The sequence below is a fragment of the Hymenobacter fodinae genome (assembly GCF_004745825.1).
Classification (GTDB): Bacteria; Bacteroidota; Bacteroidia; order Cytophagales; family Hymenobacteraceae; genus Hymenobacter; species Hymenobacter fodinae.
In genome coordinates, this window is sequence record NZ_SRLA01000002.1 from 1,551,520 (window position 1) to 1,577,564 (window position 26,045).

Here is a 26,045-nt window from a genome sequence, read left to right on the forward strand (position 1 = left end):
GCCCACAATAGAGCCCAGACTACGGCGAACAGAGCAACTAAAACTCTAATCATTATGCGCTTACCTGCCATCTTATTGCGTCTGAATAAGTAGGGGAGAGTAAGCTACCGTGAAGTCTACCACGTAGATTTTATCCAGCACCTGGTAGTCGCGGAAGCTGCCGGGCTGCACCTTTAATGGCACGTATTGACCAGTCGGCAGGCGCTCGTATACTTGGATGCTGGAGCGAATGCCGCGCAAAATGGCGGCCTGTGTAGCGGTCAAGCGGTCGGAATACACATTCATGGTGCGGCGCACCGGGCCGCGGCTGGCGTAGCGCTCTGTTCCGGTTTCGTCCGTGTAGCCTGTGCCATCGGCAACGTCGGTGCCGTGCTCATGCTTGCCCCGAAACAGGCCCCAATCCCAACCCCCGAACCGATTCAGCCAAACGAATTGCCGGTAAAATTGCGGGCATGGCCACTCGGTGGCCGATTCGGGAATGTTGCTTTCTGCCACAACCCGGGCGGGGCTTAGGCTAATCGTATTCTCGAACCGGGCGAAGTCTTCGGGCACGTTGGCATAGGCCACCCGGGAAAGCTTGCGCTGGCCTACGGGCAACCGCTCCGCCGCATTGAGCACCCGTAGGTCGCCCGTGCCGCCAATAGGGGTGCCTGTAGCTCCGGTATAGGCGGGCTGCAGTCCCCAGTTTGCGCGATAAAACAGAACGAGGGCCGCATCGGGCCCGCTTTCCACCGGCGCACTAATGGTAAAATGCGCTTTCAGATACTCCGACAGGTTGATGCTCAGCAGCTGACCAGCCGTGCCACTGCGAACCAAGCGTACCAGAGTTGACCATGTAGCGCCGTAGTCGTGACTTACTTGTGCCACGAAAAGCATATCCGCTTCACCGACTACAGTAGCTGGCATGCGGCACCCTATGATCACTGGCAGATGCACCGGCGTAAAATCCGCGGGCATCAACTCCGGGGCTTCCTGTGGTGGCACTTCGGGTTCAACCGGATCGCCAATGCTGTACTCTACAAAAGCCGAGCAATTATCGGAATCGGTGAAGGTGAGCCTATAGCTTCCCTGCGGCACTTGGTTAATGACTACCGTTTGCCCGCTGGTATAAATCGGCGCTAGCTGTACAACCTCGTTGTTAGAGGAAAGCGCAGTAATTGCCCCGCGGAAGGTATCCGCGCTAGTTGTAACCTTTACTGATACCGTGCCCTTGGTTTCGGGGGCTATGGGCTGGGATACTGCTAGGTCACTAGTGGCAATGTCGCACACTAGGTGGCAGTCAACCGTAAAGCTCCGCTGGGTAGATGCCCCGGCGTGGTCGGTGGCGTAGATGGTATAGCTACCATTTGGCAGCGCCGTTGCCTGGAAGGATTCATCAGCACCAATAGCCCCGCCCGAGTCAATATCCTCGTTAGCTTCGTTAACTATCGAATATTGAACGTTGGTATTGTTGTTGGCGTCGGCGTCCGAAGTGGTACGTAAGGTAAACGGCTGTACCCCACCATCGGCTTTACAGCTGGCGGCGCCTAAAATGATGGTAACGGTTCCTAGTGCGGGCATAGCCCGAAGGTGCTAGGTTGCGTCGCGCTGGGTATGAATCCGCCACGAAACACGGCAGGTATTTACAGGCGCAAGCGGAGTCCTTCGGGGCTGGCCATCTCACGTAGGGCGCCCGCGGTGCGTTCTACCAAGGCCGGGCCTAGGCGCTTCTTCAGTTGCTGCAGCGCTACGCTTCCTGTGGCTTTCGAGAGGATGCCCGAAGGCTGGGCTGCCTTGTGCAAGATGGTGCCTTCCTGCGCAATCTTTCGGCCTATCAGGTAGGCAATGCTCTTAACCTTGCGCTGGGTCTTGGCATCGGTACCGGTTATCTTGAATTTACGCCGTACCCATGTGCGCAGCGAGGCCACATTCGGAAACTTGCCGGGCCCGCGGCCATACTCCAGATGATAGCTGTAATCAATGCCAGCAATAACGAGCGTAAGCCCACTCTCGCGGCCAATGATGTAGTAGCGCAGCGAGCGGGCAGCCCGACCTGACGCATTCATCGGCCCGTAGCCCGCTACATTTTTGGTGAGAATATCCTTCCGGATGGTTTCGACCGCTTCTTGCCCGAACGCATCAAGTTGCTGAAACACCAGGGGAGCTAATACGCCAGCCATTAGCAGGTAGCCAGCGCGGGCACGGCAATGGTGAAGGCAACGGAGATGCCGGTAAGCATGGCCTGTTGTGCATTACGCACTTCCTCGCTGCGAACTTCCGTAATCTCAACCAGGGGGTGCCTATCGAGCTCACTCATAAATTTATCCTTCAGGCGGCGCATCTCCGCTACGCCAGCATTCAAGCCCGGCCGGTCGTCGCCTAGGCCTTCTACACTCGTCAGAAAGGAGATGGCCGCGTCGTAGCGCTCGACTCTATCCGTACCGGGTTTTTCGGAAGCAGTGAGCGGATAGAGCTGTATTTGCGGAGTAGGCAAATTGTCGTCAAGTGTGGCCTGGGCATTCGTGCCGTACGTGAACGAGCCGACGGGCGCCCCGTCCTTCAGTACGGCACCGATGCCACCGTCAGCACTCTGCCCACCAAGGGCACGAAAGGCAGTAGCCTGTAGAAGATCGGGCGCGGTCTGGTTCATTGGTTCTTGCCTGTAATGATGTGAGCGGGGGTGTATAAAAAAGCCAGGTGGTTGTACTCTTTCAGCCACGTATCAGGAATCGGCCGGCCTACCTCGATATACCTAGCCATGGCGGCCTTGATATCCTCCAAGCGTTGCAGGTTCACCTGAGCAATCCAGACTGCTTTAGGAGTCAAGCCAAGGGGCGGGCGCTGTTCCTGGCCTTCGGGCACTACTGGCATAGCTATACAGGTCATTGCTGTTTGGTTTTTCTGAGGTCCCGTAGGGCTTGCTGAAACTCGTAACTATCCCGCTCATGGAGCAGATGGGTTGCTACGGTATCATAAGGCCACTGTGCCACCACATCGGGCGACGTATGATAGTCCTGAGCTACGCGCTTGAGCACGTTGAAGTAGTTGTACTTATCAAATCGCTCATTGCCGGCCGCGCGGTGGTCTTGCCCTTCCGGGGTTTCATCGGGCTCGCCTAGTCGCTGGTAGATATGCTGTAGCCGTTTGACTTCTGCCAGGCAGTGCTTCACCGCGGGGTATGTTTCCGAGATAGGATAGCCTAGGCAGACTTCACCGCGACGGGCGGCCCGCTCCATGTTGAACTGGCCACTTCCCGAAAGCTCCTGTTTGCGTTGCACGAAGACGCCGTACACACTCGCAAAGCAATCGGCGAGGCTGTTCTCCCGAAGCAGGCGGAAGATGGTATCAACCTGTAGGTAGGTTTCCTGTCCCAGATCCGCCGGATAGGGGAGTCCTTCTTCCGTGGGCGGTTCCTCTGACAGAAAGAACACCGGCGAGAGCATGGCGTCGTTATCCTGAACCGAACGGCCAATAAAGACGCGCTCCACATCTTCGAACGTGATAGCATGCCGGTCGGTCTTAGCCAGCTCGCACCATTGCCGCGTGGTTACCTCCCGCCAATTGGTAGGCAGCACGAAAGGGCCGGTGCTATCTACGAATCGGATCATGCCGCCTCTGTATCAATTGACTCGACAATCTCTCCCTTTATCAGAAGGGTAAGCAAGATGCGGTCGGCAGCCCTGTTGTGCATGTTGATTGCCGTAGTCCGGTGCGTAATCTCCTGTATGATGAGGCCAGGATCATTCGCCATTGCCTTGTCTACCTGCTCCTGGAAAGCATCCGACACGTTAGCCGCTTCGCACACAGTTGAGGCAAATAGGAAAGTTGGGGTAACGGTCTGAGATGAGGAGGCGAGGATGATTCCAGTATTGTTATTCATGTGACTTTGCTAATTTGATATAGCACGAATGTACGAAATTTAACTGTGTAGTATCTACAGAGTTAACGCCACTTTTTGACCTTTGCCCGGGTGGCTTTGGGTTGCGGGTTCTGTAGCCGGGCCTGGGCTACATAGCGCACTGCATCAATGGCATGGTTGAACGTATCGATGGGCTCATTCGTGGTTTTGCCGGTTGTCTTATCAACCTTCCATTTGTACCGGTCTAACTCTTTTTTCAGCGATACACAGGAGGGTAACAGGTTGAGGTTGTAGCGCTTCAGTACATCGATACCCGCATTCACGCTGCCGGGGCCTTTCTGGGCTCCCTCAATCGGTAGGCCTAGGCGCTTTAGCTCCTCAATGCTCTTGGGTTCTGAGCTATCGGCAACGATGCTCCAGCGCTTAGCGGGCCGCTCGTCAGTCAGCAGCTTGTAGATATCATCATTGGTGAGGCCAGGGTCGTAGAGGATTTCATCGATGTATAGCTCGCCACCACTGAGGTATAGGTCGTGGGCACTGGTCGGGTCGTTAGTAAAGCCGAAGTCTAAGCCAGTGCCTAGGTACTTAGCGCCTTCGGGAAGCTGCAGCGCCTTAAATACTTTCTGGAAGACGAGGCCCTCAATCTTGCCAGTGAGCCCCCGAGCATACACCTTCCATAGTTCCTCATCTTCATTCCGAATGTCCTCAATCTCTTGGTGCTGCTCCGGCGTAAGCCACAGGTTATGCCGGTGGTCGGAGATGATGAGGCGGGTGTTGGCCTGTCCGATAACCTTCTCATGGGCCCAAAACTCCGCCGTAGGGTTATAGTCCAGTATAACCTTGAAGCGAGTCCGGCGGGCTACCTGCCAGTATATCTTATACCCTATGCCGTTGGCCTCATTGAAGAAGGCCACGTCGCGCTTACCGTTCTTCGCGCTCTGCTCAGTCTCGTACGAGGTAAACTCAATGATGCTGCCATTCTTGAAGTAGATAATGCGCTCGGTTTTATTCCAGCTGGCGATGTAGTACTCCAACTCCGGCGTAAGGGCATAGATGGTTTCCGCGTCCCGGTAGGCACCTTTCTTAAGGTTAGGGATACTTTCACCAATAACGGTAATCACGAAGCGCTTCCGGGTTATAGCCCAGAAGTACAGCAGCTGCATAATGGAGTACGTCTTGCCGCTACTAGTGCCGCCCTGGTTTACTAGCGTCTTCTCCGGGGCATTCAGGTTTTCCAGGTAAAGGGGGCCCGCGTCAAACATTACAAGTCGACTTCCTTCTCGGAGTTACTGAGTGGTGGCGCGCCGGTGTATACCTTGATCTCTGGCATAACCTTCGGGGCCGACTGCTCATTGTCTTTCTCGTATTTGCCGTGCATTCTCAGGATATCGCGTAGCGCTGCATCTGCGGGATACATCTCCACTTTGGGTCCGAACTCAGTCCAAGAAAAGGCCTTTATCCGGCCTAGGTCGTTGGTCTTTGCCAGCGCTACCATGTCTACTTGCACTGCTTCATACTCTTCCGGCGGCCCGTCAATGTCGCGGGTAGCCTCCGGGTTTTCCGATAGCTCACACTCAAAGCGAATAATCTGCAACTGCAGCCGCTTATGCACCCGGTTGCGCTCGGCTTGATACTCCTTCAATTCGTCGCCCTGCAACTGCAGCACTTCAAGCGAGCGGGTGGTGTACTTCTTCTCGAAAGCTAGTTCAGCTTCTAGTTGGTCTATTGCCTCTCCCAGTGGCTGCTGAATAGTTGGCCGGCGGGTCCTGGTTTCGACCTTCAGATAGTCGTTAAGGCGGGTTTTAGCTATATCTCCAATGTGTTTAACAGCCTCGTCTGCTGTCATGGCCAGCGTTTTTAAGCGCTCATCAACCGCATTGCGAATGTCAATATTTGTCAATAACCAACTACCCATCTGCCGGGCGGTTTTTGCTGAGAAGCCAGCGCGTATGGCGGCCTGGGTCGCGTTACAATCGACGGGGTACTCCTCAATAAACCGTTTCCGTTTATCGGTGAAGTCGGGCGCGTTTTGTTCTTCGCTGTTGGGGGTATCCATAAGCAGCAAGATGCTACCAGCGCCAACGCTACGCAGGATTTGGCCCTATTTTGCGGCAAGTATTTCGCGGGCTTCTTGTAGTTTTATATCCTATGGAAGTCTTCGGCCCTAAGTACATCGGTCATACCTTAGACCTGCGCACCATTCGCGCTTTTATCTTGGATCTCGAGCTCAACGAAGCCGACACGCTCCTACTTCATCCAGACAACTACGATAGCCTGGTCTTGGAGTACCGCGACATGTACCGCGAGCCGATGCCACAGCCATTCTATGTCTTGGGGGTATACATTGATGAGGCCGACGCTAATGCCATCGGGCCGCTTCGGGTACCGAAGGATAGGGTAGTAGTCCTGTATGATGATACCCGGCCGCATCGGGTCGAGTTGGCCAGGGCGGACACCACACTAGGAGATGATGGCCGCACGCTCTACCGGTGCACCGAATGTGGTGGCTTTGTGACGCCGGATGGCTTACCTATTACGGGTTCACTACGAAAGCAGTATATCAACTGGGTGAAGACACGCGAAGACCCCTCCACGGTTCGCACGGTTGGGGAGTGCTGCGTGAAGGGGTAAAGCTAGGCCGCGTTAGCCAGCGGAAACAAGTCCGGCGCGGGGGCTGGAAGGTCGGCGCCTTTATTCATGTTGCACCGATAGCAGAGGCATTGCAGGTTTGCCCGATGGTTGCCGCCGCCTAGGCTTAGGGGTATTATATGGTCAACTGTTAGCCGGAACTTGGTTCGGCACGTTCGGCAGCGTCGTTCCTCGCGGAGCACCTGAGCCTTAAGCGCCTGCCATTCAGGGCAATTCTCATCAGGTCGGGGCGTGGGGTCGGGAAGTAGCCTTGGGCCTTCGCGAATCCGGCGCTTGCGTCTTTTTTTAGCACGCCCCGCTTTGCTAAGTTTTTTAGTTGGAGGCTGCTTGTACTTTGCATTGAATTTCATAAATAGGTGGGCTCAATTATGACAAATCTGTACTAATACTTTTTCGCCCTATGCTTACCCCGCCGTACCCCGGTCCCTCTACAATTACCGATGCCGCCGGTCGACCCGTTGGTCCGAATACTTGGTTTTACTTTCACCGGTGGCCGTATCCGGCGAAACTAGGACCAGACACCACCGGGCTGTCTTCGTGCTTTCTATGGCGCCTAGAAGAGACGAAATCGGGTAAGTACATGCTCGTCGCCTACGGGGAGAATAAGCGGCTGCGGTTCACCCATAAGCGTAGCCGGGAGCTAATCTCGTTTTGCCCCTCCGTTCATATGCTGCTCCAAGATTACCCCTTGGAGTGGAGCCGTTGGCTTGCGTCGGGAGTAGGGGTGTACCTGACTGATTCAGGCCTTGATATAATGCTACACACGCAGCTCAAGCAAGGCCGGGGAAGTACTACCCTAGATTGGCGAGGTATGCGAAAGCCATACACCCGCGAGGAAATCAGTTGGTGGCTGATGGAAACTTTATACGTTGCCCTGCACTACCGCAAGGCTGTGAAAACTGAAGACCGCGAGGGAGAGGAGATGGTACGCCAAGCCGTGCTTAAGTTCATCAAGACCATGGAGCGGCGCGAGGCCGCCGGCCGGCCCAGCATACCACCGAAGCGGGAGCGGTCGGCCTAGGCCGCCATCTCCAGTGCTGGCTTTTTCGGCTCGCGGAAAAGGCCCCCGGTATTTACACCTGATAGAGCTGCGTATAGCTCGGGGGTTGGCCGCAACTGTGGGTTGTTTATAGCCCACCGGCGAAGCGCGCCCATGCCCTTTTCTACATGCCTGTGAACGAGCTCCCTAGTTATACCTAGCACTTCGGCGGCCTGGGTCTGAGTGAGGCCGTGGAAGTAAGTTAAAATGATAGAAGACCGTTGCCCTAGTGGCAAGCGCAGTACTGCCTTGGTAACTTCCGCAAGAACGTGGCTGGCCTGCTCATGGCTTATCCCATACTCAGGTTCATCTATGCTATCGGATTCGGCTACTGTGAGAAGCATGAAGGGGTCTTCGTCGTACCCGGGCTCGCTGGGGTTCTGCTTCTTGATAGTGTGAACCGCTGTGCGAAGATGGATACGGTAAGCCCAAGCCAACAGGGCGCCGGCACCGAGGGTTTCCCCTTGCTCGGCACCGGCGGGGTTGTAGCGACGTTTACGAAACAAGGTCAGCAACAGGGCCAAACTATCCTGCACCAGATCATTGCGCTTATCCGGGCATGACACAAACAGTCGGCGAAAACTGTAGGAGGTCAAGCTTTGACGGAGCTTGTCGAGGACCGGTCCTAAGTGCCGTTCGTCGCCTGAATCATAATAGGCGAAGACGGCGGCTGTTAGGGGGCAGGCTTGTACGGTTACGTCCTGTTCCATGATCTTACTTGAAGAAACGTATTCTGTTTTCGTGGTTGGTTTTGTAGTTGTAAAGGGTCTCCAGCATCTCCAAGTACTGCTTATGATTGACGCACCGAACTACGGAGTTCGGTTGTAGCGCAATCTTGTGCAGAAACACTTCCTGCTTAAACCCCTCCACGTAAAGCACGCAGTGATTGATGGCTCGGACGAACCGAGTTTCGTAGCCGTATTCGAACTTGGTTATCTGGAGTATCTTCTCCAGAAACTCGGCTACCTCAATAGCACGGAGGTAGTACCCACCCTGAAAATTGCCTGCTCTAAAGTCAACGTGCTTATTGCTATCGTTGCCCGATACCAGCTCTTGGGCGGTTGACAGGGAGAACTTCGGATGATGCTTAATAAAGCGGCTTAGCTCGATATAAGGGGCCTTGCCTTTTACCGTCCAATAGTTGAGGTAGTCGGCACCTTTCCAGTTCTTATTATTCGCGTTGAGGATAGCAATATCCTCCTCTTTAAGCTCCTCCGTAATACGGTAGTAGATTGGCACTCCGAGTAGCCGGGCAGCTTCCAGGCGGTGCTGGCCATCAATTACTTCGAAGTCTTTGGTTACATCGATTGGTTTGATGTGCAACCAGTTGCGGACCTTGATAGCCGCCGCGAGCTTATGAGCATGGGTGTTATCAACCTCCCGGTTCGCCGTAATGGTTTTGAACTGGTCGTAGTTGGTCGTATGGAAAACGGCACCAGTAGGGAGGGGCTCAGTGCTAATTTCCTCCGGTTGCTGGGCTGCTTCAATATCAGCGCTGTCCTTAATGACTGCGAGTGTTACTTCTTCGTTTAGCGACTCGAAGAATGATTTTCCAGAGGCTTCCATTGCTTTATGGTTGAAAAGTGAATTAAAGATTGAGTGCGGCCCTTGGCTTTCAAGGGGTTCTAAAATGTATTTGCCGTATTCTCTGACTTGATTTTAAGCCGCGCAACCTGGGAAGCCGATTAAGTGGGCGTCGCCTAAGTCTACATCTAGGATGCGCTGGAGCAGCTGGCGTAACTCCTCGTAATGCTCGGCCGTGGTGGCGAAGGCCTCCAATGCCGCCGCATGGTTACAGGCATTTAGCACCTGGTTGAAATAGGCTACTATAGAGCGGTTGCGTATGTCTTCATTGATCTCCGCCTCTATTTCATCGGCCAGGGTCTGCTTTACCATGTTGCCGTTTTCATCCGGCCGATAGGTGGGTAACTCGTGCCCCGTGGCCTCGCGCATCCCCTTGAACACGTCGAACTTCGTGGCCTCCAAAACGTGCATAGAGAAGGTGGCGAAGTCCTCCGCATTGCTTGATCCTATATGCTCACCTCGCCAAGAGGCACCAGAGAAGTATTCCCTCAGATCGTTCTTAAAGTGGTATTCATCGAGGGTCTTCTCATCTTCTTTGAAGACTACCCGCCACTTCTGCTCGCCCGCTTCATCTAGGCCATCCTCTGCCCAGTCGTCGTCTTCACCGCCACCAAATTCTTCTAGGCTAGCCATGCGCTTTTCAATGGCGTAGCGCTTAAGGTCCCCTTCGCAGGTATCCAGCAGTTGAATTAGGCATCCTAGGGCGCTGGTAACGTCGTTATGTATACCTCTCAATGCCTCGCCTAGAATGACCATGTGGTAGAAGCGGGGCATGCAGTAATTGAAGGTTTGCTCGAACTCAGTGGTTTGCTCCGGCTGGGTGGCCTGCTTCATAAGGCTGATATACTCGCCCATGGAATACATCGGGGTTACTACTGTTTCTATGGTGTGAAGCTTGCCCATGTACGCATTGAAAAGCTTGGCGAGGTTGTCTTCTGCCTCGATTCGATTCATTATGTGAAAGCGCATGATGCTAAAATGATATAGGTGAAAAGCTTGAAATTTGGCAAAGGGGTTCCCTTTCGGAGAAGTAGTCGGTTTTTTTAGACCACTTCTCCGTTTGGGTTTTATCAAGAAATGAGGGGGTGTTAACCTACCGGGCCGAAGTCGCCATGGTCGGTGTGGTAGCCGGGAATTTCATCGGCCATTGATTCGCGACCAGCTGCCCACGCTTCGTAAGCTGCAGCGGTGCGGTAGTGCATATACTTGCCAGTGGGGTACGTTTCCAAGGGCATATCCCGCTTCCGGGCCCACGCTTCGAAGATGGCTTTGGTATTGCTCTGTGAAGCGTTACGGTTCATCAGTGCCTCCGCTTCTGCTTCGGGGGTGGCATACTGAGTAGGGCGGGGTTTGCGTAGCTCGTCACGAAGCCCACGCAAGTACCGGGCGAAGCCATCCAGCGTCAGGAAGGTTAGCTGAGCGCGGGCTACCAGGTATTCTTGGTGCTGAGCATCTGACTCATACTCGCCCATAGGGCACCCCTTCAAATGATCGGGCAATAGGTCGGCTTCTACTGTATTGATTACTGCCTCCGAAAGACAATACACTGTCCAGCCTAGGTTACTCAGAATGCGGAGCGTGAACTTCAACGACTGTAAGGTGGCAGGGTCCGACCAGTCGCGGTGCTTTTCCTGAACTAATAAGGCAATCTTGTTATGCGGATCAGCAAAGGATACGAGATAGGAGAGCACCGGGAACTTGTGATACATGGCCACGCCAGCACCCCGAAGCGCATTCTCTACCGAGTAAGAATTTTCTGGCCACTCGTACTCATAACCCAGCGCGAAGATTTTCAGCGTGCTCCGCTTCATCTCCAGAATAGCGGGCATACGCCGGGTATACTCCTCTATTATTTGCTGCTCTATCGATTCCACTTTCCCTCGCGGGGCGTGTTGCTCCGGTTCAGGCCCATTCCATCCGTAGGGCTTGATAATGTTAATGCGGTGTAATTCCATATATAGAGGGTGTAAAAGGTGTAAAAAGACACGTCTGGTAAAACCCGGAATTTCCGGTTTTATGAAAGTATGCTTTCGTACGTTTATGGCGGGCGGGGCTTCATAACTATTATTTGCGTATGGTTAGGCGGCCGTGGGCAGGGTGCCAAGGTTCGGGAGGCGGTCGGTGCGAATCAGCTTGATGCAGTCCGATAGCTCCCCGCTCTGTAGCCGCGGCCCGTCTATGTACTGGGAGTGCTGCAGCAAATGCAGGTAGGTAAGCATGGCTTGCTCCCAAGCGGCTAGCGCAGCCTCGACTAGTGGGTCAACTGTAGCGCGAGCTTCCTGAATTTCAGGGAGCAACAGCAGATATATTTCGTCGTTTTCCTGGGTGAAGAATAGATCGGGGCCCAGCTGATGCCGGTCGCGCCACGTTGCCAGTACTTCCTTCACGATAGGCTCAGAATCTTTCACTGCATGCCAGGCAGACCGCAAGGCCATTACGGCGGCATCCATGCTGGCCAGGAGCTTCTGCCACTCGCCAGCATTTGCCCAGCCACCATCTACGTGAGGATTGGCACCGGCAGGCCGGGTGCGCTGCAGTACCAGTTGCTGTATGCGCTTAATAGATTCGGCCGTGTCACGTAGCCGGCGGCGGAGGGAGCGGGCCATAGTGCGGCCGCGGTATAAGGGTTCAGCGGCAAGTTGTTGCCGGGCTAGCTCGCGGAGCTGCGGAGGTACGGGAGGTAGGTTCATGGCTTGCGGAACCAGTTATAAGCTTTAGGCCAAAACCAAGTGATGATCACCGACCCGAAGGAATACCAACCCGTCGCTACGGGGGTATATAAGCCGATTATGTGAAGCACCCCTGCCATGGCGAACGAACAGAGAAAGACAAAGCAGAACTCTTTCTTAAATCCTTCCATGGCCTAGTCTACCGGTTCGCCGGCATCGCTAAACTCGCTGGGTGTTGAGGTGCGCAGAGCTATCTTGCGCGGGCCGAAATGCTCAGCAGCAGGGGCGGGGGTGGGCACTGTTACCGGAGGGGTGAAGCTGGCATCTTCCAGGTCAAAGTACCGGCCGTTCTTCATCGTTGAGCCTACCGTTACTTCTTTCAGCGGCCCGTTGCGGTGCTTCGCGAAAATCACATCGGTAGTGTCTGCTACCGAGTCGCCTACTTCATCTTCCTTCACCCCATAGTATTCGGCCCGATACAGGAAGACTACCACATCGGCGTCTTGCTCAATGGAGCCCGACTCGCGTAGGTCGGACAGCATCGGCTTCTTTTCACCGCCCCGGGTTTCAACGGCCCGCGAGAGCTGCGACAACGCCAGCACAGGTACGTTCAATTCTTTCGCGGTTAGCTTGAGCCCGCGGCTAATGGCGGCTATTTCCTGTTCCCGAGTGCCTTTGCCGGGGGCGGTCATTAGCTGCAGATAGTCGACTATAATCCATTGGATATTATGCTCAGCTTTCAACTTGGCAGCGTGGGCCCGAAACTCGCTAATGGAGAGGCCGGGGGTATCGTTGATGTAGATTTGGGCATTGCGTAGGCCCTGGGTCCGGTGGCGTATTGTCTTTGCTTCTTCTAGGCCGCCGCTTGGGAAGTAGCCCTTCTGCAGCTGGGAGGTGGTATACTCGCCTAGCTCCGTGGCAATCATCTTGCGCACCATCTGCGTATTGCTCATCTCCAAGTTGAAGATGGCGCCCGGGTATCCTGATCGGGCGGCGGGCACGGCACCTGCTAGGGCAAAGCTGGTTTTGCCTACGCCGGGTCGGGCGGCAATGATAATGAGGTCGGAAGGCTGCCAGCCGCCGGATACATCATCTACGGCAGCGAGGCCACAGGGCACCCCCGTAATGCCGCCGGCTTTCTGTGCTGCCTGCTCTATCTCCGTCGCGACCTGCTCCAGCATATCGGCTACTGTTATCGGGCCGCTGGTATGCAGTGACTGTTGAATCGTATGGATGCGGGTGTAGGCTTGCGCCATCATCTCCTGAACATCACTAGTGGGGTCAATAGAACCCTTTAGTAGTTCCTGGAAAAGCTCGCCTATTTGACGCTTCGCCGTTAGCTGAAGCAGGAACTGGCAGTAGTCGCCAATGGCCCGGCCGCGGGGGGCGTGCGTGTATAGCTTGTTTACGTACCCAGCGCCGCCGGTGCTTCTTAGGGTGCCATCTTTGGCTAAGCGCTGGCTTACTGTCAGGTTGTCAACAGTTATACCTTCGGTGCGGAGCGCTTGAATGGCATTGAACAGGTAGCGGTGGGCGGGCGTGTAGAAGATTTTCTCGCCGTTCTTAAGCAGGGTTAGCGCGTCGCGTAAGCCTGCATCACTGGTAAGCATGATGCCGAGTACGGCGCGCTCCAGTTCGTCGGAATTTTGTGGGAGGTGGGAGAAATTATCGAGAGGGTTCATAAGGCTTTCTGGCGTTGAGATTTCAACTTGTCTTGCAGGGCTGGCGGGGCGGCGGTTGGGGGCGGCCCTCCTTTACTTGCGCGGGGCGTGGGCAGCTCCGCGTCTTTCCAGCATTCATTGTTGAGGTAGGTCTTCGGGTCTTTCCGGTACTGCTTATCCGGGGTGGCACGCACATACTTCGGGACGTGCTCCATTATCGCGGCCCTCGTCTTGGCCGAAAGACCTTCCCACTTTTTCCGACAGGCCTTGGTGTCGGTCTTCTTTCCGTAAGCATTCCAGAAAGAATCAAAGTCTAACCCGTCGGGGGGTATTGCTTCTATTCCTTGGGTGCCCGCATTACCGACCAAGAACTCGGTGTATTCGGGGAAAGTAGATGCAGAGTCAGGTTCAGAATTTTTCTCACTCAGCGCGGAAGCGCTATTGTTATTCTTATCCTGTTTTATTAAACTATTATTATACTCTGCGGATTTCGCATCTACTTCTTGCGGATTCTGCATGAAGTCCTTGCGGATTTCGCATGGACTAGTTGCGGATTTCGCATCTACTTCATGCGGATTTCGCATGGACTTTTCATAGAGTAATATGGCTTTTTCGGTGGGTATTACAGCGCGTTTGCTTCGCTCTGCATAATTGAAGTCCCGACTGATGTAGCCATTATCTTCCAGCCACTTCATGGCGTCGCCTATGGTGCGCTTACCAATGTTATAGCGCTCCGCGTAATGGTCGTCTGAGGCAAATACCTTCCCTGTGCGCTTATACATGCTCAGGATATCAGCTAGGAGCACCTTTGCATTTAGCGAGGGCGCATCCATTGCCAAGACCGAAAGCGGTAGAATAAGATATTGCGGGGATTTAGCAGACATGAACCGGAGAGCAGACGGAGAGTAAGGGCAAAGGCGTGGCCAGGGCTACCAATAAGTAGCCCGGCTACAAGCACCTTCAAATGGATTAAGCCGCTAGGCGTTGGCCCTGGCGAGTCGGCCAAACAACGGCCATTGACATTCCGCCCGACTGCAGTTGTTTCTTCTTAGCTCGCGCAACGCGGCGGTTCGCATTATAGCGCGCCTTGTCCTCATCATGCTTTGTATAGCGGGCTTTGATCTCCTCCCAGTCCGTACGCTTCGGCAGGCTTGGATTAACCATTAAGTGGCTGAAGCTCTCCGGCAGGTACCGAACAAAGCGGAACACCCGGAAGGGATTTTCTTCTGTATAATAGGGCGACTCCCCAAAATGCAAGCCCATGCACCAGCCGATATATCTCTCGGGAGCATCTTCAGGGCGAGGGTCGGCATCAAATTCACCCTCAAACCGGCCGCCGCTTATGTATCCAGACTTTGTTTTGTTTGACATCTGGACTACTTGCCGAAGGCGAACTAGTTGCCCACCTATAAGATATACTTCTCCAGGCGTAAGTGGGTCGCCTTCAAATACTTCTTCCATTTCAATAACAGCGCCTGGCAAGAAGCGAGGAGCCATAGAAGAATAAAAGTATTCCTCTGGCACTTGGTAATGGAAGCGCGGCGAATCTTTGCGTAGTGGCTGTGCTTCAGGCTCGAACCAATACCCTGCCTGATTTTGCGTAAAGCCACCTAGTTGAGTAGGCAATGAGGCCTTGAACTCCTCTGATAATGCAGCGTTGATCTTGCCCATGAACCGCTCGGCACGGCGTTGAACTCCATTCCGGGCGCAATCCAGAATTACATTAAGAATGGTAGGGTACTCAATAATGCTGTTCAGATCATCTATCCAGCGCAAATAGCTCAGCACCTCCGGCTCATCTTGCAACATATCCTCGATAGCCTCAACAGTTAGGGGCGAGGGTGCTTGATATTGCTTAGCAGGTGAGGAGGGGCACTCAATGAAGCCAGCTACAGCGGTTTCCATAGGCAGAGTCAATTCAGCAGTTTTCATTATCTTTGTGTATTAGAGTTTAAGAGTTGAAATGGGCACCCATGCCGGGGTGCCTTTTTCATTTTAAGGGCTTAGGCCTAGGCCGCATTCTTCTTGTAAGCGTGGCGACTCAGGTATTTATCTATTTCCGATTGGCGCACCCGAATACCATTGCGGCGGCCGGTATCACCATGCGGTATTTTTGATTTAACTGCCGGTCTTTCCGGCTTATCGGCCGTTGCAGCTCGATAGGGGCGGCCCTGAATCAAGCGGCTCATGTGAAGCGCGCTCATCTGCGCATAGGCGGCGGCTTGCTTTATAGTAAGCCAGGGATCCGGCGGCGGAAGCGAGGCAAAGTGCGCCTCTGCTTGCCGCTGGAATATCTCCGTAGCGAGCTGCTTAGGGTCAAAGTCAAGGGATAAGGAGAGGGCACTCATAGTCGCTGCAGTATTAGGCTACACGCAGTAGCGGGAGGATTTCCATTTGAGCCGGGGCTTCTAGCGGAGCCGGCAAATAAGTGAGGGTACCCGGGCCGTACTCATCGAGCCGATGCTCATACAGCGTCTCCGGAACTTGCCCACCGAAGAAGTATTCTTCTTTCGCGCCTTCCTCAGTAGCTAGCCGAAACTTGCTGCTATCGGGGCCAACCGTGTAAATACTCAGCTCATCATCCATGCCGCGAGCCCAGCCAATGATGGGCACGAACAGAATGGTAATGGCGCGCTTGCCGTTGGCGTCCGGCGGGCCTAGGTGGTTAACGGAGAGCTGGTCGCCCGGTCGGGGGTGGGAGATGCGTACCGTCCCTTCCGGCGTGTGCATCTTGTAGAGGGGTTCTGGCGTGCAGATTTTCATAAAGTTTAAGAATTAGTGAGGGGTGTTAAGGTGAAGCGGATGCCGCCGCTGTAGATTGATTAAATGCTTTAAGCCACTTGAGGCTGTTGGGCTTTCTGCCACTGAGCGAAACCTTCCGGGTTCGTTTCACGGGCCAATGCTTCCACATGAGGCCAGTGCTTACTGGAAGTCTGCTCTAAGCGCACTAATTGAGAGAGGTTAGGTATGGTCCGAACTCCAGTGCGAGCCGACAGGAGGGCTAAATACCCGTCTGGCATAAGGTCTCTAATGCGCTTGATAGGGGTTTGGGCGTCCATAGGCTTTAGCAAAAGCTTGTATATTGCGGTGTTGATGATGTTGATGGTTCAAAACTGTAGGATTTGCTTGATAAAGTCAAGGGAATCCTAAAAATAATTTTTAGGAAATGCTCGAATCTGAAACAAAAGGCAATGTGTCTGAGCGGATTAGCGTTTTGATTGACCACTTTTTTAAGGGCAATAAAAGCGCATTTGGGCGGCAAGTTGACCTACAATCAGGCGTTATAGCTGGCTATCTTGGTGCAAGAGCCAACAAGCCTTCATTCGACGCTTTAGAGAAAATCTTAAAAGCAATTCCAAGTGTAAACCCTGATTGGCTGCTACTTGGAGAAGGCCCAATGGAGAGAGAAGAAGCCGCCTCTCCATGGGCAACTGACGCTGCATGGCAAACCATAGGCGGACGGTTCGAGCATTTCCGCGAACTACGAGGCCTAACTCGTTCGGAGTTTGCGCAAAGGGCAGGTATAAAGCTTCAGACCTTATCTGCCATAGAGAAGGGCAATGCACAACCCTCCCCTGAAACGTTGGCAAAAGTTGGGCAAGCATTCCCTGGGGCCCTTGAGTTTATTTTTACGGGGAAAGCAAGCGGATCATATCCGCAACCCGTTCCGGCTCCTAGCCATCCGGATATACAGGACGTAGAGATAGAGCCTAATTTCGTAGGCGAGCCGCCTGTAATGGCCGGCGGGCTTCCCGGATTTAGGCCAGTCTCTAACGAGTCGCCAGCGGCAAGGGTAGCCAGGGAAGAGGCTATTCAACAGGGGCTTGATAGTGATGAGATAGAGGCTGCAGTAGCAGCGGCGGAAAAAGGCGCTCGACCACTTGTGCCTAGCATTACGCCGAAAAACACACGGACCCGTCAGGAGGTAGAGTTTATAGGTAGACTAGTTAGTACGCCGCGTAATCTACCAATGCCCCTTACCGTAGCGGTAGACCCCAACGGCGACGAAGCAATACAGCTGGTAGACTCTACGGCTAAAGCTGGCTACATCTCGCAGCACCTAGAGCCGGAGTTTATCAAAAAACTGCCGACGCTGCAGATGCCCCTGCCGGAGTTTCGCAATGGTTCCTTCCGGGCTTTCCGGGTTGAGGGCCGTAGCATGGTGCCCACTCTACACGACGGTTCTATCGTGGTTTGCCGGTATGTTGACCGTGATTTAGAGAAGATAAAGAATAGCTACGTGCATGTAGTGGTGAACCACGAAGGCATTGTAGTAAAGCGGGTATACACGAACACCGACGCCAAGGGCACGCTGGTTCTTCGCTCGGATAATGACGAGTTTCCGGATTTTGATATCAAACTCCGCGACGTGCAAGAGCTGTGGGTAGTGGTGGCAGCGCTGAACTTCAGCATACCAGCGCCTCGCCAAAAGCCCGGCCGGCAGATTCCTTCCTTTGAATTAGATGAGATGCGCCGCCGGGTTGATGCCATGTGGGCGGAGTTCACCCAGCATCATCATCCGGAGGAATAGCCATGCCCAGACCCGGACTAAAGCCCCCGGAAGGGGTGCCTGCGGAGGGCGTGCAAGGCCTAGGCCGCCGCATTGCTGTGATACGCCAGCGCCATTCGCTTTCAATGGAGCGGCTCGCCGATATGGTGGGCGCGAGTGCACAGGCTATTAGTGACCTGGAAAACGGTAAGACGAATTTCCCACGCGCGGATCTACTCTCGCGCTTCGCCGATAAGCTTGGGGTGCGCCTCGACTGGTTGGTGCTAGGCCGCGAGCCTATGCTTTACCGAGAGGAGAACGTTACCCGCCGACAGCAAATAGCCACCGAGGCCGGGCACCAGGCCCAGGTGGTACAAGATTCTCTCGATAAGCTCCGGCCAATCCTGCGAGAGCTCCAAGGTGCGGCTGGGCTCCCTTCTTCGCTGGAAGATCAGCAGTAGCAAAGTGAGGTATCCCCACTTTGGTGATACCCTCCGCATTATGCTGAAAAGTAAGCGCATTAAAAGGTGGAATATTCCCACCATTTAGGGGTGTACCAAAACGGTACACCCTCCGAATTTTTCCGGCGAATCGGAAAAAGTACCTGCAGGTACAAATCAAAAAACACCTGCAGGGGAAAATCAAATTATCCCTCCAAGGGCAAATCAATCTACTAGTGAAGCTCCGATTCTACCTGCATAGCAAGGCCGCCAACGATGGCCGTAAGCCAGTATACCTTAGTGTGGGCATCGGTGAAACGCGGCCGGTACGGGTGGCGACGGGCGTAGTAGTACACCCTCACTACTTCAATACCAGCGCGCCCCACATTCATAAGAACGCCGATGGCGCCACTAGCCACAACGACCGCCTAGACGAAATACGCCTGCTTACCGGGCGCGCCGTGCGTCAGCTGGAAGATGCGGGGCAACTCAGCAATGAAGCACTCCTCCCTAAACTTAAGGAGGTCATAGCAGAACTTACCGGCCGGAAAAGCAAAGCGGGAAATTCTCGACTTGACGAGCTGCCCAAAGAGAAGCCGCTTGCAGAGCAGTCCTTTCGGGCTGTGTATGAGAAGTGGAAAGGAGAGAAGGCCGGCAAGTTCAGCAAGTCCTATCTAGAGAAAGGGAGCCAGTATATAGATTGGTTCGAGAAGTACGACCCGACTATTACCCCGGCTACCGTTACCCAAAGCTGGATAGACCGCTATACTAGCTACCTGGTTCGCGACACGCCCTTATATAACAATACGATTCATCAGCACATCAACACGCTGCGAGTATTGATGCAGCACGCGGGCCTCGTCACGAAATGGATTGAAAACGACTGGGACCATGATATAGAGCCCTGCTATCTGAACCAGACGGAACTGGAGCAGCTAATGAACTGGGAGCCCCCAACGGATAAGCGGGCATGGCAGGAACAAAAGGACGTGTTTATCATGCGGTGCCTAACCGGGCTGCGCTACTCTGACGCGGCCGCCCTACTTCGGCCACACATCAAGCCGGCGGTGGCCATGAATATGATCCGGACTGAGCAGAAGAAAACTAGGACTGCGGTACAGATTCCGATACTGCCGATTGTGCAGGCTATCCTAGATAAATACTCCCACTTGCCCGCTGGCCAGGTGCTGCCCATCCGAAGCCAGCAAATAACCGGGCAACGGATTAAGGAGATTCTACACGCCGCTGGCATCGATGCCCCGTACATTCGGGTGCGTTATAAAGGCACCGAAAAGCACGAAGAAATACTCCCGAAATGGAAGGCGGCGGGTACCCATACAGCCCGCCATACCTTCGGGGCGCTCTTAGCTCGAATGAAATTAGACCCGATTGCGATAAAAAATAAGATGGGCCATAAAGATTTAAAGAGCACAATGAAGTATACTCACCTCGAACACGAAGACACTGAGAAACAGATGTTAGAGGGGTGGAACAAGCTCAGTTCCGGTAAACCGGAGGAATAAAAAGTGTGTGAAAGTGTGCGTGTGTGCGCGTAAAAAGTTTAGCTCGGAACACCTCAAATACACTTCATGTATTGCGGTTTCAGAAAAAGCATCTACTTTTGTCACACTCAAACGGAGTTGACACAGACTATAAGAGGGTACCCCCCTCTCCACTTTGCATGTTGAATTTTGATTGGTGAATCTGGAGTTCATTCAATTTCACTTCTCAGAATTCAACATTTTTTTCGGGGTGTAGCGTAGCCCGGTATCGCGCCTGCTTTGGGAGCAGGAGGCCGCAGGTTCGAATCCTGCCACCCCGACATACTGATAGCCGTCAGCCCACCAGAGGGCGGGCGGCTATTTGTTTTTGACCCCGTAGCTCAGCTGGATAGAGCATCTGCCTTCTAAGCAGACGGTCATTGGTTCGAATCCAATCGGGGCCACAAAAACCCGCCTTACAAGAGTGTAAGGCGGGTTTTTGTTTTACTGTCAATGCTTCTGCCCACGCTCCGGCTGCAGTAAGAAGCGGTCCAGCGTGCTATTTATCAGCGTTTCGTATTGGTAAGGATAACAGATAGACGTGAAGGCCGTAAAAAAACACGTCCCTACTACGTAGGCCACTTTCCAGTATTTACTCAATTGACTGCTATGGCAAAACAAGCCCCCGCCACCAAAGCCGATAAGCTCAATAGCCTGTACAAGGAATGCGGCCTAATCAAGGAAGACGTATTTCAGCACCAGCACTACACCATTCTTACTCGATCTGGTATTGAGAAGGTGCAAGCCCACTACGGAATTCAGGTAAGTTATAAGGCCCTCAAACTAGAGCCCAAGTACGCCGTCATAAAAGCGGTGGCGAAAATGGACGAGGCGACGGTGGAAACCTATGGTAGCGCTGTGCCGGAGAACTGTAAAAACAGCTATTTCGCGGAGACAGCTGAGAAACGGGCGCTTAGTCGGGCAGTGCTAAAGCTTACGGGGCTATATCAACACGGCTTCTTTGGGGAAGAAGAATCAGAGCAGCTAACCGCCGAAGCTAAAGCTGCACCGCAGAGGCCTACGGAAGCCAACATGTTAAATGAAGCGTTAAACCGCTTGCGTGATGGAGATGCGCCTGGTGCCGTCTGGAAAGCTTACCCGGACCTTCATGCTAATGAGGATTTCAAGGCTGAAGTAAAGGCGGAATCAGAACGCCGCAAAGCTGCCGCTGCTTAGTAGAGGTGAGCAGCGGCTGGAAGTTCGGCTGTTTGTCCTTAATTTAAACTACTGGGCATGCCAAAGGGACTATTTCGTCTATATAGCATGCGCTTATATGCAAAAGCCCCGTTCACTAATCTGGACGGGGCTTTTGCATGTACTCAGTTAGTAGCGAAAGCATTTATAGTTGATAACTACTGCAAACCTCCAGACTAATTTAAAAGGGTATACAAGTAAAAAACGGCAAGTGCGCCCGAGCTTTGACTACGCTACTGGCCTAGAGGCAACCAGCCGCCCCCTGCGCGAATTCACCGTAACTGGCGCCGATAACGTGATTCATCCCGCCGAAGCCCGCGTGGAAGGCAACACCGTAGTGGTATGGAACGACTAAGTGAAGCTGCCCGTGGTCGTGCGCTTCGGGTGGCGTAAGTTAATTATGCCGAACCTGTTTAATGCAGCCAAGCTGCCTGTCACTCCTTACTTAGGCCACACTTGGCGTCAGCCTATGCAACACAAAAGGTAGAGGCTCTAGAAATACTATGGAAGGTAGTAACTCGTTCTCGGGTGCAAATAGGGCATAATGAATTATGGGAAATGTAGGGCAAGGCAAATGTCTACGCAAGAGGTAATGAGGGTAAATAAACTGATACCGTAGTGCCCACGTCTTCCTGGCTTTCCACCTCCACGTGGCCCCCGGCGTTTTCTACCATACGCTGCACCATGTACAAGCCAATACCGGTGCCCTCTACGTGCGTGTGAAAGCGCTGGAACATGGTGAACAGTCGGGGCACCTGATCTGGGTGGATGCCGAGGCCATTGTCTTGCACCTCGAGCACCATATAGCCGGGCTGCACCCGGGCCCGCAGCGTTACCTCTGCTGGGCGGTTGGGGTGGCGGTACTTGAGGGCATTGCTAAGCAGATTATAGACCACCGAGCGCAAGTTTTTCTCTGAAAATTGCACCCATGGCACGGCCTCTATTGCCACCATTAGTTGCGCAGCCGTTTCGAGTAGCAACGGCTGCAAGTCGCGGCGTACGTCTTCTACTACTGCTGCTACGTCTACGACGGCCGTGGGTGTCGCGTACTCCTTTTGCAGCTTGGATACCTCAGTCAGGTGGGTGATGGTCCGCTTGAAGCGCTCAACTGAATCGAGCATGCGCGCGAGGGTAGGGGCAATGGCCTGGTCAGTGGCTACGGCGGGGGGCAGCTCGTCCCGCAGCAGGTAAAGCAGCCCCTCAATGTTCGCAATGGGAGCTTTCAGATCGTGCGAGGCCGTGTAAATGAAGTTATCCAAGTCGGAATTGGTGCGCCGTAACTGTTCATTGGCCTGCTTAAGCTCCGTAATGTCGATGGCCGAACCTACGTAACCATACAATTCACCGTTCTGCAGGTAGCTGGGCGCGCCCTGGGATAGTAGCCAGCGGTACTCCCCATCGTGGCGCCGCATGCGGTGCTCCATTACGTAGGGCTTAAGCTGCTCAATGGCTCCAGTTAACGTGACCTGCGCCTGCTCAAATTCCTCTGCTGGCACATATTCGCTCCAACCCGCTGCCAAGTACTCCTGCTCATCTTTGACTCCCACAAAATCGAGGAAGGCGCGGTTTATGTAGCGGATAGAGGAGTCGGGGTGCACGGCCCACACCAGATTGGGCGCGGCGTCGGCCATGGTACGGAAACGAGCCTCGCTTTCCTGCAGCTCGCCGGCCAGGGTTGCTAGGCGTTGGTGAGCTAAGGCTAGGTCGGTTACTTCAGCGGCCGTATTTAGGATGCCATACACCTGCCCCTTACTGTCGCGCAGGGGCACCAGGCTGTAGTTATAGTAGAAGGTTTGCGGCGTGCCATGAATGACCACTTCAAAGCGCTGATTGCGCAGGTGAAGAGGCTCGCCGCTGGTTACTACCTGTCGAAACTGAGCCGTAACGCCCTGCTGGGCCAGTTCGGGTAACACATCGGCGAAGCGCTGACCGAAAACGCTCGGCCCCTTGCCCCAGGCAGTCAGCATTGCTTGGTTGGCTAGCTGAATGCGGAAGTCGGGGCCCACGCATACGTTGATAGGGAAGGGCACGCCTTCTACTATGGCCCGAATCTGTAACTCGCTTTCCTGCTCGCGCTGCCGGGCCAGCACCTGTTCAGTCACATCGTAGGCAAATGTGGAGACACCTACTACAGCGCCGTTCTCGTGGTAAGCCTGGTAGGTGAAAGTGAAGTAGCGGACTGGCTCCGGGTGGGAAGCAGCGCTGGTGAAATCGATGGGCTGCTCGGTACCAGTAAACGTCTCCCCGGTTTCATATACTTTGTTCAGGAGCGCCAAGAGGCCTAGCGACTCGGTTTCCGGCAGAGCCTCCGCTAGGGTGTGGCCTAGCAGTTCCCGGCCAGAAAATAATGTTCGCGCGGCCGCATTCACGTACACGTAGCGGTGTTCGGGGCCGCGAGTTATGGCAATGGCCGCAGGCGTCTGCTCCAATACCTGATACAGTTCTTCTACCTCTTGCACGCGCCGTTGGGCCGCTGCCAAGACTTCCGCTTGGGTTGCAGCTAGCTGGCGCGTGCGCTCCTCTACCCGAACCTCTAAATCTTGATTGAATTGTTGCACCTGCTGGCGGGCCTGCACCTGTTCGGTTACTTCAGTTCCAATGGACCGAATGCCTCCGACGCTACCGTCAGGCTCGAGCTCAGGCTGAAACACGAAGTTCCAGTACACCTGCTCCCTTCGGCCGTGGCGGTCAATCGTAGTAAGCTGCTCGTAGGCTGTGTGTGCAGTACCTGTGGCGTACACTCGGTCGAAGATGGCTACAACCTCGGGGGTAGCTGCTTCAGGCATAACCTCAAATACTGGTCGGCCCAGCACGTCGGGGAGCGTACGGTCCCAAATAGACAGCGTGGTAGCGTTGGCTATTTCTACGCGGTAGCGCGGCCCCCGATACACAGCTACAGCCACCGGAGCATCCTCAATAAAACTACGCAGAGCATTGTGCTGGTGCTCAACCTCCACGCGGAGGGCTTGCTCACGCCGCTGACTCTCACGCAGGGCCACCTCCACGGCGCTGCGGTCCTGATCAGCGGTGTCGGTGAAGCTTACTACCAGCCATTCACCACTACGTCGGGCCGAGAGCTTGAAGTAATTATCAAGGCCATCAGCTTGGTAGTTTACCTCAAACTCGGAGCGAGCATTGCTCGTGTACACACGCAGGTAATAGTCAAATATGCCGGCGGCGACAGCACTTGGGAAAAGCGTGAGTAGCGTACTATTGGGTTGCTCCGAAAGGCCAGTCATGCGCTGGCCGGCGAGGTTCACGTAGTCAAGAGAGAAATCTTCAATATGTACGCCATCTGGGGCGTATATTGGCTTGACTAGGTGAAGAGCCGAAAGTGAAACGTCCAGCAGGTCGCGCAACACGCTATTAGGGAAGGGTGGGATAGTAAGCGACTTGGGGGCAGAATCCATTGGGACAGCAACAGAATAATAAGGGCAGAGCGAACAAGCTAATTACTCATAAGCAACAAAGAAGGAGCACCTAATGCTTCGGTAAGAAAACCATAAGCGTAGCGTATGGTACCTTAAATCTGAAGTAAATACTCGATGACTTTCTGCCATACTCGCGCTGGCTGCTGCAAGTTAGATAATTACAGCATGGACAGAGACAGGCCTAGTAGCACGGTAAAATGCGTAGAATGGTTCGAAACAGACAACAACGTTTTACGCCACTTTGTGGCCTGGGTAATACAAGCTAAAGTTCAACTAGTGCCAGAAGTGTGTGTTCGAAATGAATAGGTGGAGCATTCGGTAGTTAGAGACAAAGGCACGTAGGAGAAGACAGGAAAAGTTTTGACATAGCAGACGCTTAGACAATGGAAGCGGAACTACATGAGGATAGGATCAACTATTTCTGTTCCGTTAGGCTGGACTTTAAAATGGTACAGGAGAGTTGGGGAAGGCTAGCAGGTAGAATTAGAATGTCATCGAGTTAGCACTCTTCGCACTAGCGCAGTGTGCAGCCGGTGTCCCCGTTGAGCTGTGCTAAGTGCCTGGTACGTCCCACTCTTGTCCTTCCTATCAACCCATACTTTAACCCACTTCTACTCCGACGAAGGGTACTGTACAAAAGAGCCAGCCTGCAGAAGTTTTCTTCTGCAGGCTGGCTCTTTAAGTGATGTATCTAAGTGCGTGAAGGCTTCTAGGCCACTACCCCGCAGCTACAGAGTCATGCCGCCCGTTAGCTCAAGGCGCTGGCCATTCACCCACTTAGCTTCCTCGCTGCACAGGAAGGCCACTACACCGCCTATATCGTCGGGCAGGCCTACCCGACCTAGGGCGGTTATACTGGCCACGTATTCCCGAATCTCGGGGGTGTCCTGCATGGCACCACCCCCAAAGATGGCGCCGGGAGCCACTACGTTGACCGTAATACTTCGCGTCCCTAATTCAAGGGCCAGGTAGCGCGTGAACACTTCCACGGCCCCTTTCATGCTAGCATAGGCCGATACGCCGGCAAAGGCGCTGCGGGTAGTGGCCGAGGACATATTGACGATGCGGCCCCCATCGCGCAACAGGGGCAAGGCCTGTTGGGTGAGGAAGTATACGCCCTTGAAATGAATGTTCAGCATCTCATCAAACTTTGCCTCGGTCATCTCGGCAAAGGGCGTGTTGAGGCTGGTGCCGGCGTTATTAATCAGAAAGTCGATGCGGTCCGTTTGAAAAGTGCCCGTAAGGGTTGTGGTGAGCTGAGCGAAAAAGCCAGAAAAACTAGATACCTGCGCCGTATTTAGCTGCAAGGCAACGGCCTTGCGCCCGAGGGCTTCAATCTGGCCTACCGTAGCAGCGGCCTCCTGGTGATTGGTATGGTAGGTAAGAACGACGTCGATACCTTTCTGGGCTAACTGCAGGGCGATGTCTTTGCCGATACCGCGGCTGCCGCCGGTTACGAGGGCGATTTTAGGGGTTGTCATCTGAATTGCTGTGACGTGTAAGAAAGAAC

General features: G+C 54.0%; 28 protein-coding genes, 2 tRNA genes and 1 pseudogene. 10 read left to right on the forward strand and 21 right to left on the reverse strand.

Annotated elements, in window-relative coordinates; translation table 11 throughout:
* Positions 1 to 72 precede the first annotated feature (72 nt).
* From EU556_RS13795 to EU556_RS13830, 8 genes are all read right to left on the reverse strand, one after another.
* The gene (locus EU556_RS13795; protein WP_135434667.1) at positions 73 to 1,560 is read right to left on the reverse strand and encodes a hypothetical protein; all 1,488 of its coding nucleotides are present in this window, start codon (positions 1,558 to 1,560) and stop codon (positions 73 to 75) included.
* A gap of 62 nt (positions 1,561 to 1,622) precedes the next feature.
* On the reverse strand, positions 1,623 to 2,159 hold the full coding sequence (locus tag EU556_RS13800; protein ID WP_135434668.1) for a hypothetical protein: 537 nt from the start codon (positions 2,157 to 2,159) through the stop codon (positions 1,623 to 1,625).
* Positions 2,159 to 2,629, reverse strand: a complete 471-nt coding sequence (locus EU556_RS13805; protein ID WP_135434669.1) for a hypothetical protein — start codon at positions 2,627 to 2,629, stop codon at positions 2,159 to 2,161. Before EU556_RS13805 ends, EU556_RS13800 begins: the two co-directional genes overlap by 1 nt.
* Positions 2,626 to 2,865, reverse strand: a complete 240-nt coding sequence (locus EU556_RS13810; RefSeq protein WP_135434670.1) for a hypothetical protein — start codon at positions 2,863 to 2,865, stop codon at positions 2,626 to 2,628. Before EU556_RS13810 ends, EU556_RS13805 begins: the two co-directional genes overlap by 4 nt.
* Positions 2,862 to 3,587 carry a hypothetical protein gene (locus EU556_RS13815; RefSeq protein ID WP_135434671.1) on the reverse strand — a complete coding sequence of 242 codons (726 nt, stop codon included), beginning with the start codon at positions 3,585 to 3,587 and terminating at the stop codon, positions 2,862 to 2,864. The genes EU556_RS13810 and EU556_RS13815 overlap by 4 nt, the downstream gene beginning before the upstream one ends.
* The gene (locus EU556_RS13820; RefSeq protein ID WP_135434672.1) at positions 3,584 to 3,859 is read right to left on the reverse strand and encodes a hypothetical protein; all 276 of its coding nucleotides are present in this window, start codon (positions 3,857 to 3,859) and stop codon (positions 3,584 to 3,586) included. Before EU556_RS13820 ends, EU556_RS13815 begins: the two co-directional genes overlap by 4 nt.
* Positions 3,860 to 3,921: 62 nt before the next feature.
* Entirely contained in the window at positions 3,922 to 5,100 is a 1,179-nt protein-coding gene (locus EU556_RS13825) for a PBSX family phage terminase large subunit (protein ID WP_135434673.1), read from the reverse strand.
* On the reverse strand, positions 5,100 to 5,894 hold the full coding sequence (locus tag EU556_RS13830; protein ID WP_135434674.1) for a terminase small subunit: 795 nt from the start codon (positions 5,892 to 5,894) through the stop codon (positions 5,100 to 5,102). The genes EU556_RS13825 and EU556_RS13830 overlap by 1 nt, the downstream gene beginning before the upstream one ends.
* Positions 5,895 to 5,986: 92 nt before the next feature.
* Here EU556_RS13830 and EU556_RS13835 point away from each other — a divergent pair, with 92 nt between their 5' ends.
* A complete protein-coding gene (locus EU556_RS13835) occupies positions 5,987 to 6,469 on the forward strand; it encodes a hypothetical protein (protein WP_135434675.1) in 483 nt (160 codons plus the stop codon).
* A gap of 2 nt (positions 6,470 to 6,471) precedes the next feature.
* On the opposite strand, the gene EU556_RS26820 is transcribed toward EU556_RS13835, so the two are convergent.
* Positions 6,472 to 6,837 carry an HNH endonuclease gene (locus EU556_RS26820; protein ID WP_135434676.1) on the reverse strand — a complete coding sequence of 122 codons (366 nt, stop codon included), beginning with the start codon at positions 6,835 to 6,837 and terminating at the stop codon, positions 6,472 to 6,474.
* A gap of 50 nt (positions 6,838 to 6,887) precedes the next feature.
* Between EU556_RS26820 and EU556_RS13845 the strand changes: the two genes are divergently transcribed.
* Positions 6,888 to 7,508: a hypothetical protein gene (locus EU556_RS13845; RefSeq protein WP_135434677.1), complete on the forward strand. Its 621-nt coding sequence runs from the start codon at positions 6,888 to 6,890 to the stop codon at positions 7,506 to 7,508.
* Here EU556_RS13845 and EU556_RS13850 read toward each other — a convergent pair.
* The 10 genes from EU556_RS13850 to EU556_RS13895 all read right to left on the reverse strand — a co-directional run bounded on the left by EU556_RS13850 (position 7,505) and on the right by EU556_RS13895 (position 16,203).
* Positions 7,505 to 8,236 (reverse strand): RNA polymerase sigma factor, encoded by a 732-nt coding sequence (locus EU556_RS13850; protein WP_135434678.1) that lies wholly within the window; start codon positions 8,234 to 8,236, stop codon positions 7,505 to 7,507. The genes EU556_RS13845 and EU556_RS13850 overlap by 4 nt on opposite strands.
* Before the next feature lie 4 nt (positions 8,237 to 8,240).
* Positions 8,241 to 9,092 (reverse strand): ParB/RepB/Spo0J family partition protein, encoded by an 852-nt coding sequence (locus tag EU556_RS13855; protein ID WP_135434679.1) that lies wholly within the window; start codon positions 9,090 to 9,092, stop codon positions 8,241 to 8,243.
* Positions 9,093 to 9,185: 93 nt separating this feature from the next.
* Positions 9,186 to 10,064, reverse strand: coding sequence for a hypothetical protein (locus EU556_RS13860; protein ID WP_210116279.1), 879 nt, complete (start codon positions 10,062 to 10,064; stop codon positions 9,186 to 9,188).
* A gap of 134 nt (positions 10,065 to 10,198) precedes the next feature.
* Positions 10,199 to 11,065, reverse strand: a complete 867-nt coding sequence (locus tag EU556_RS13865; RefSeq protein ID WP_135434681.1) for a hypothetical protein — start codon at positions 11,063 to 11,065, stop codon at positions 10,199 to 10,201.
* Positions 11,066 to 11,188: 123 nt separating this feature from the next.
* On the reverse strand, positions 11,189 to 11,800 hold the full coding sequence (locus EU556_RS13870) for a hypothetical protein (RefSeq protein WP_135434682.1): 612 nt from the start codon (positions 11,798 to 11,800) through the stop codon (positions 11,189 to 11,191).
* 173 nt (positions 11,801 to 11,973) lie between these two features.
* Complete coding sequence (gene dnaB, locus EU556_RS13875; protein ID WP_135434683.1) at positions 11,974 to 13,461, reverse strand: replicative DNA helicase; 1,488 nt, start codon at positions 13,459 to 13,461, stop codon at positions 11,974 to 11,976.
* On the reverse strand, positions 13,458 to 14,324 hold the full coding sequence (locus EU556_RS13880; RefSeq protein ID WP_135434684.1) for a helix-turn-helix domain-containing protein: 867 nt from the start codon (positions 14,322 to 14,324) through the stop codon (positions 13,458 to 13,460). The genes dnaB and EU556_RS13880 overlap by 4 nt, the downstream gene beginning before the upstream one ends.
* Positions 14,325 to 14,409: 85 nt before the next feature.
* Positions 14,410 to 15,372, reverse strand: coding sequence for a hypothetical protein (locus EU556_RS13885; protein WP_135434685.1), 963 nt, complete (start codon positions 15,370 to 15,372; stop codon positions 14,410 to 14,412).
* A gap of 77 nt (positions 15,373 to 15,449) precedes the next feature.
* The gene (locus tag EU556_RS13890; RefSeq protein WP_135434686.1) at positions 15,450 to 15,788 is read right to left on the reverse strand and encodes a DNA-binding protein; all 339 of its coding nucleotides are present in this window, start codon (positions 15,786 to 15,788) and stop codon (positions 15,450 to 15,452) included.
* A 13-nt stretch (positions 15,789 to 15,801) separates the two neighbouring features.
* Positions 15,802 to 16,203 (reverse strand): hypothetical protein, encoded by a 402-nt coding sequence (locus EU556_RS13895; RefSeq protein WP_135434687.1) that lies wholly within the window; start codon positions 16,201 to 16,203, stop codon positions 15,802 to 15,804.
* Positions 16,204 to 16,837: 634 nt separating this feature from the next.
* On the opposite strand from EU556_RS13895, the pseudogene EU556_RS26825 reads away from it, so the two are divergent.
* The 8 genes and pseudogenes from EU556_RS26825 to EU556_RS26085 form a co-directional block, all read left to right on the forward strand.
* A pseudogene (locus EU556_RS26825) lies at positions 16,838 to 17,038 on the forward strand (helix-turn-helix domain-containing protein); the annotation flags it as partial.
* Positions 17,039 to 17,410: 372 nt separating this feature from the next.
* Positions 17,411 to 17,971 carry a S24 family peptidase gene (locus EU556_RS26500; RefSeq protein ID WP_245327652.1) on the forward strand — a complete coding sequence of 187 codons (561 nt, stop codon included), beginning with the start codon at positions 17,411 to 17,413 and terminating at the stop codon, positions 17,969 to 17,971.
* A 2-nt stretch (positions 17,972 to 17,973) separates the two neighbouring features.
* On the forward strand, positions 17,974 to 18,390 hold the full coding sequence (locus tag EU556_RS13905; RefSeq protein ID WP_135434689.1) for a helix-turn-helix domain-containing protein: 417 nt from the start codon (positions 17,974 to 17,976) through the stop codon (positions 18,388 to 18,390).
* A 215-nt stretch (positions 18,391 to 18,605) separates the two neighbouring features.
* Positions 18,606 to 19,892 carry a site-specific integrase gene (locus EU556_RS13910; protein ID WP_135434690.1) on the forward strand — a complete coding sequence of 429 codons (1,287 nt, stop codon included), beginning with the start codon at positions 18,606 to 18,608 and terminating at the stop codon, positions 19,890 to 19,892.
* A gap of 225 nt (positions 19,893 to 20,117) precedes the next feature.
* A tRNA-Pro gene (locus EU556_RS13915) sits at positions 20,118 to 20,191 on the forward strand.
* A gap of 49 nt (positions 20,192 to 20,240) precedes the next feature.
* Positions 20,241 to 20,314: transfer RNA gene (locus EU556_RS13920), tRNA-Arg, on the forward strand.
* 205 nt (positions 20,315 to 20,519) lie between these two features.
* Positions 20,520 to 21,086, forward strand: coding sequence for a LemA family protein (locus EU556_RS13925; RefSeq protein WP_135434691.1), 567 nt, complete (start codon positions 20,520 to 20,522; stop codon positions 21,084 to 21,086).
* 229 nt (positions 21,087 to 21,315) lie between these two features.
* Positions 21,316 to 21,459 (forward strand): hypothetical protein, encoded by a 144-nt coding sequence (locus EU556_RS26085; RefSeq protein ID WP_167855577.1) that lies wholly within the window; start codon positions 21,316 to 21,318, stop codon positions 21,457 to 21,459.
* Between the two features lie 223 nt (positions 21,460 to 21,682).
* Here the strand turns inward: EU556_RS26085 and EU556_RS13930 are convergent, their stop codons facing one another.
* Positions 21,683 to 24,514 carry a PAS domain-containing sensor histidine kinase gene (locus tag EU556_RS13930; RefSeq protein WP_135434692.1) on the reverse strand — a complete coding sequence of 944 codons (2,832 nt, stop codon included), beginning with the start codon at positions 24,512 to 24,514 and terminating at the stop codon, positions 21,683 to 21,685.
* A 749-nt stretch (positions 24,515 to 25,263) separates the two neighbouring features.
* Positions 25,264 to 26,016: an SDR family NAD(P)-dependent oxidoreductase gene (locus tag EU556_RS13935; RefSeq protein WP_135434693.1), complete on the reverse strand. Its 753-nt coding sequence runs from the start codon at positions 26,014 to 26,016 to the stop codon at positions 25,264 to 25,266.
* Positions 26,017 to 26,045: the final 29 nt, after the last annotated feature.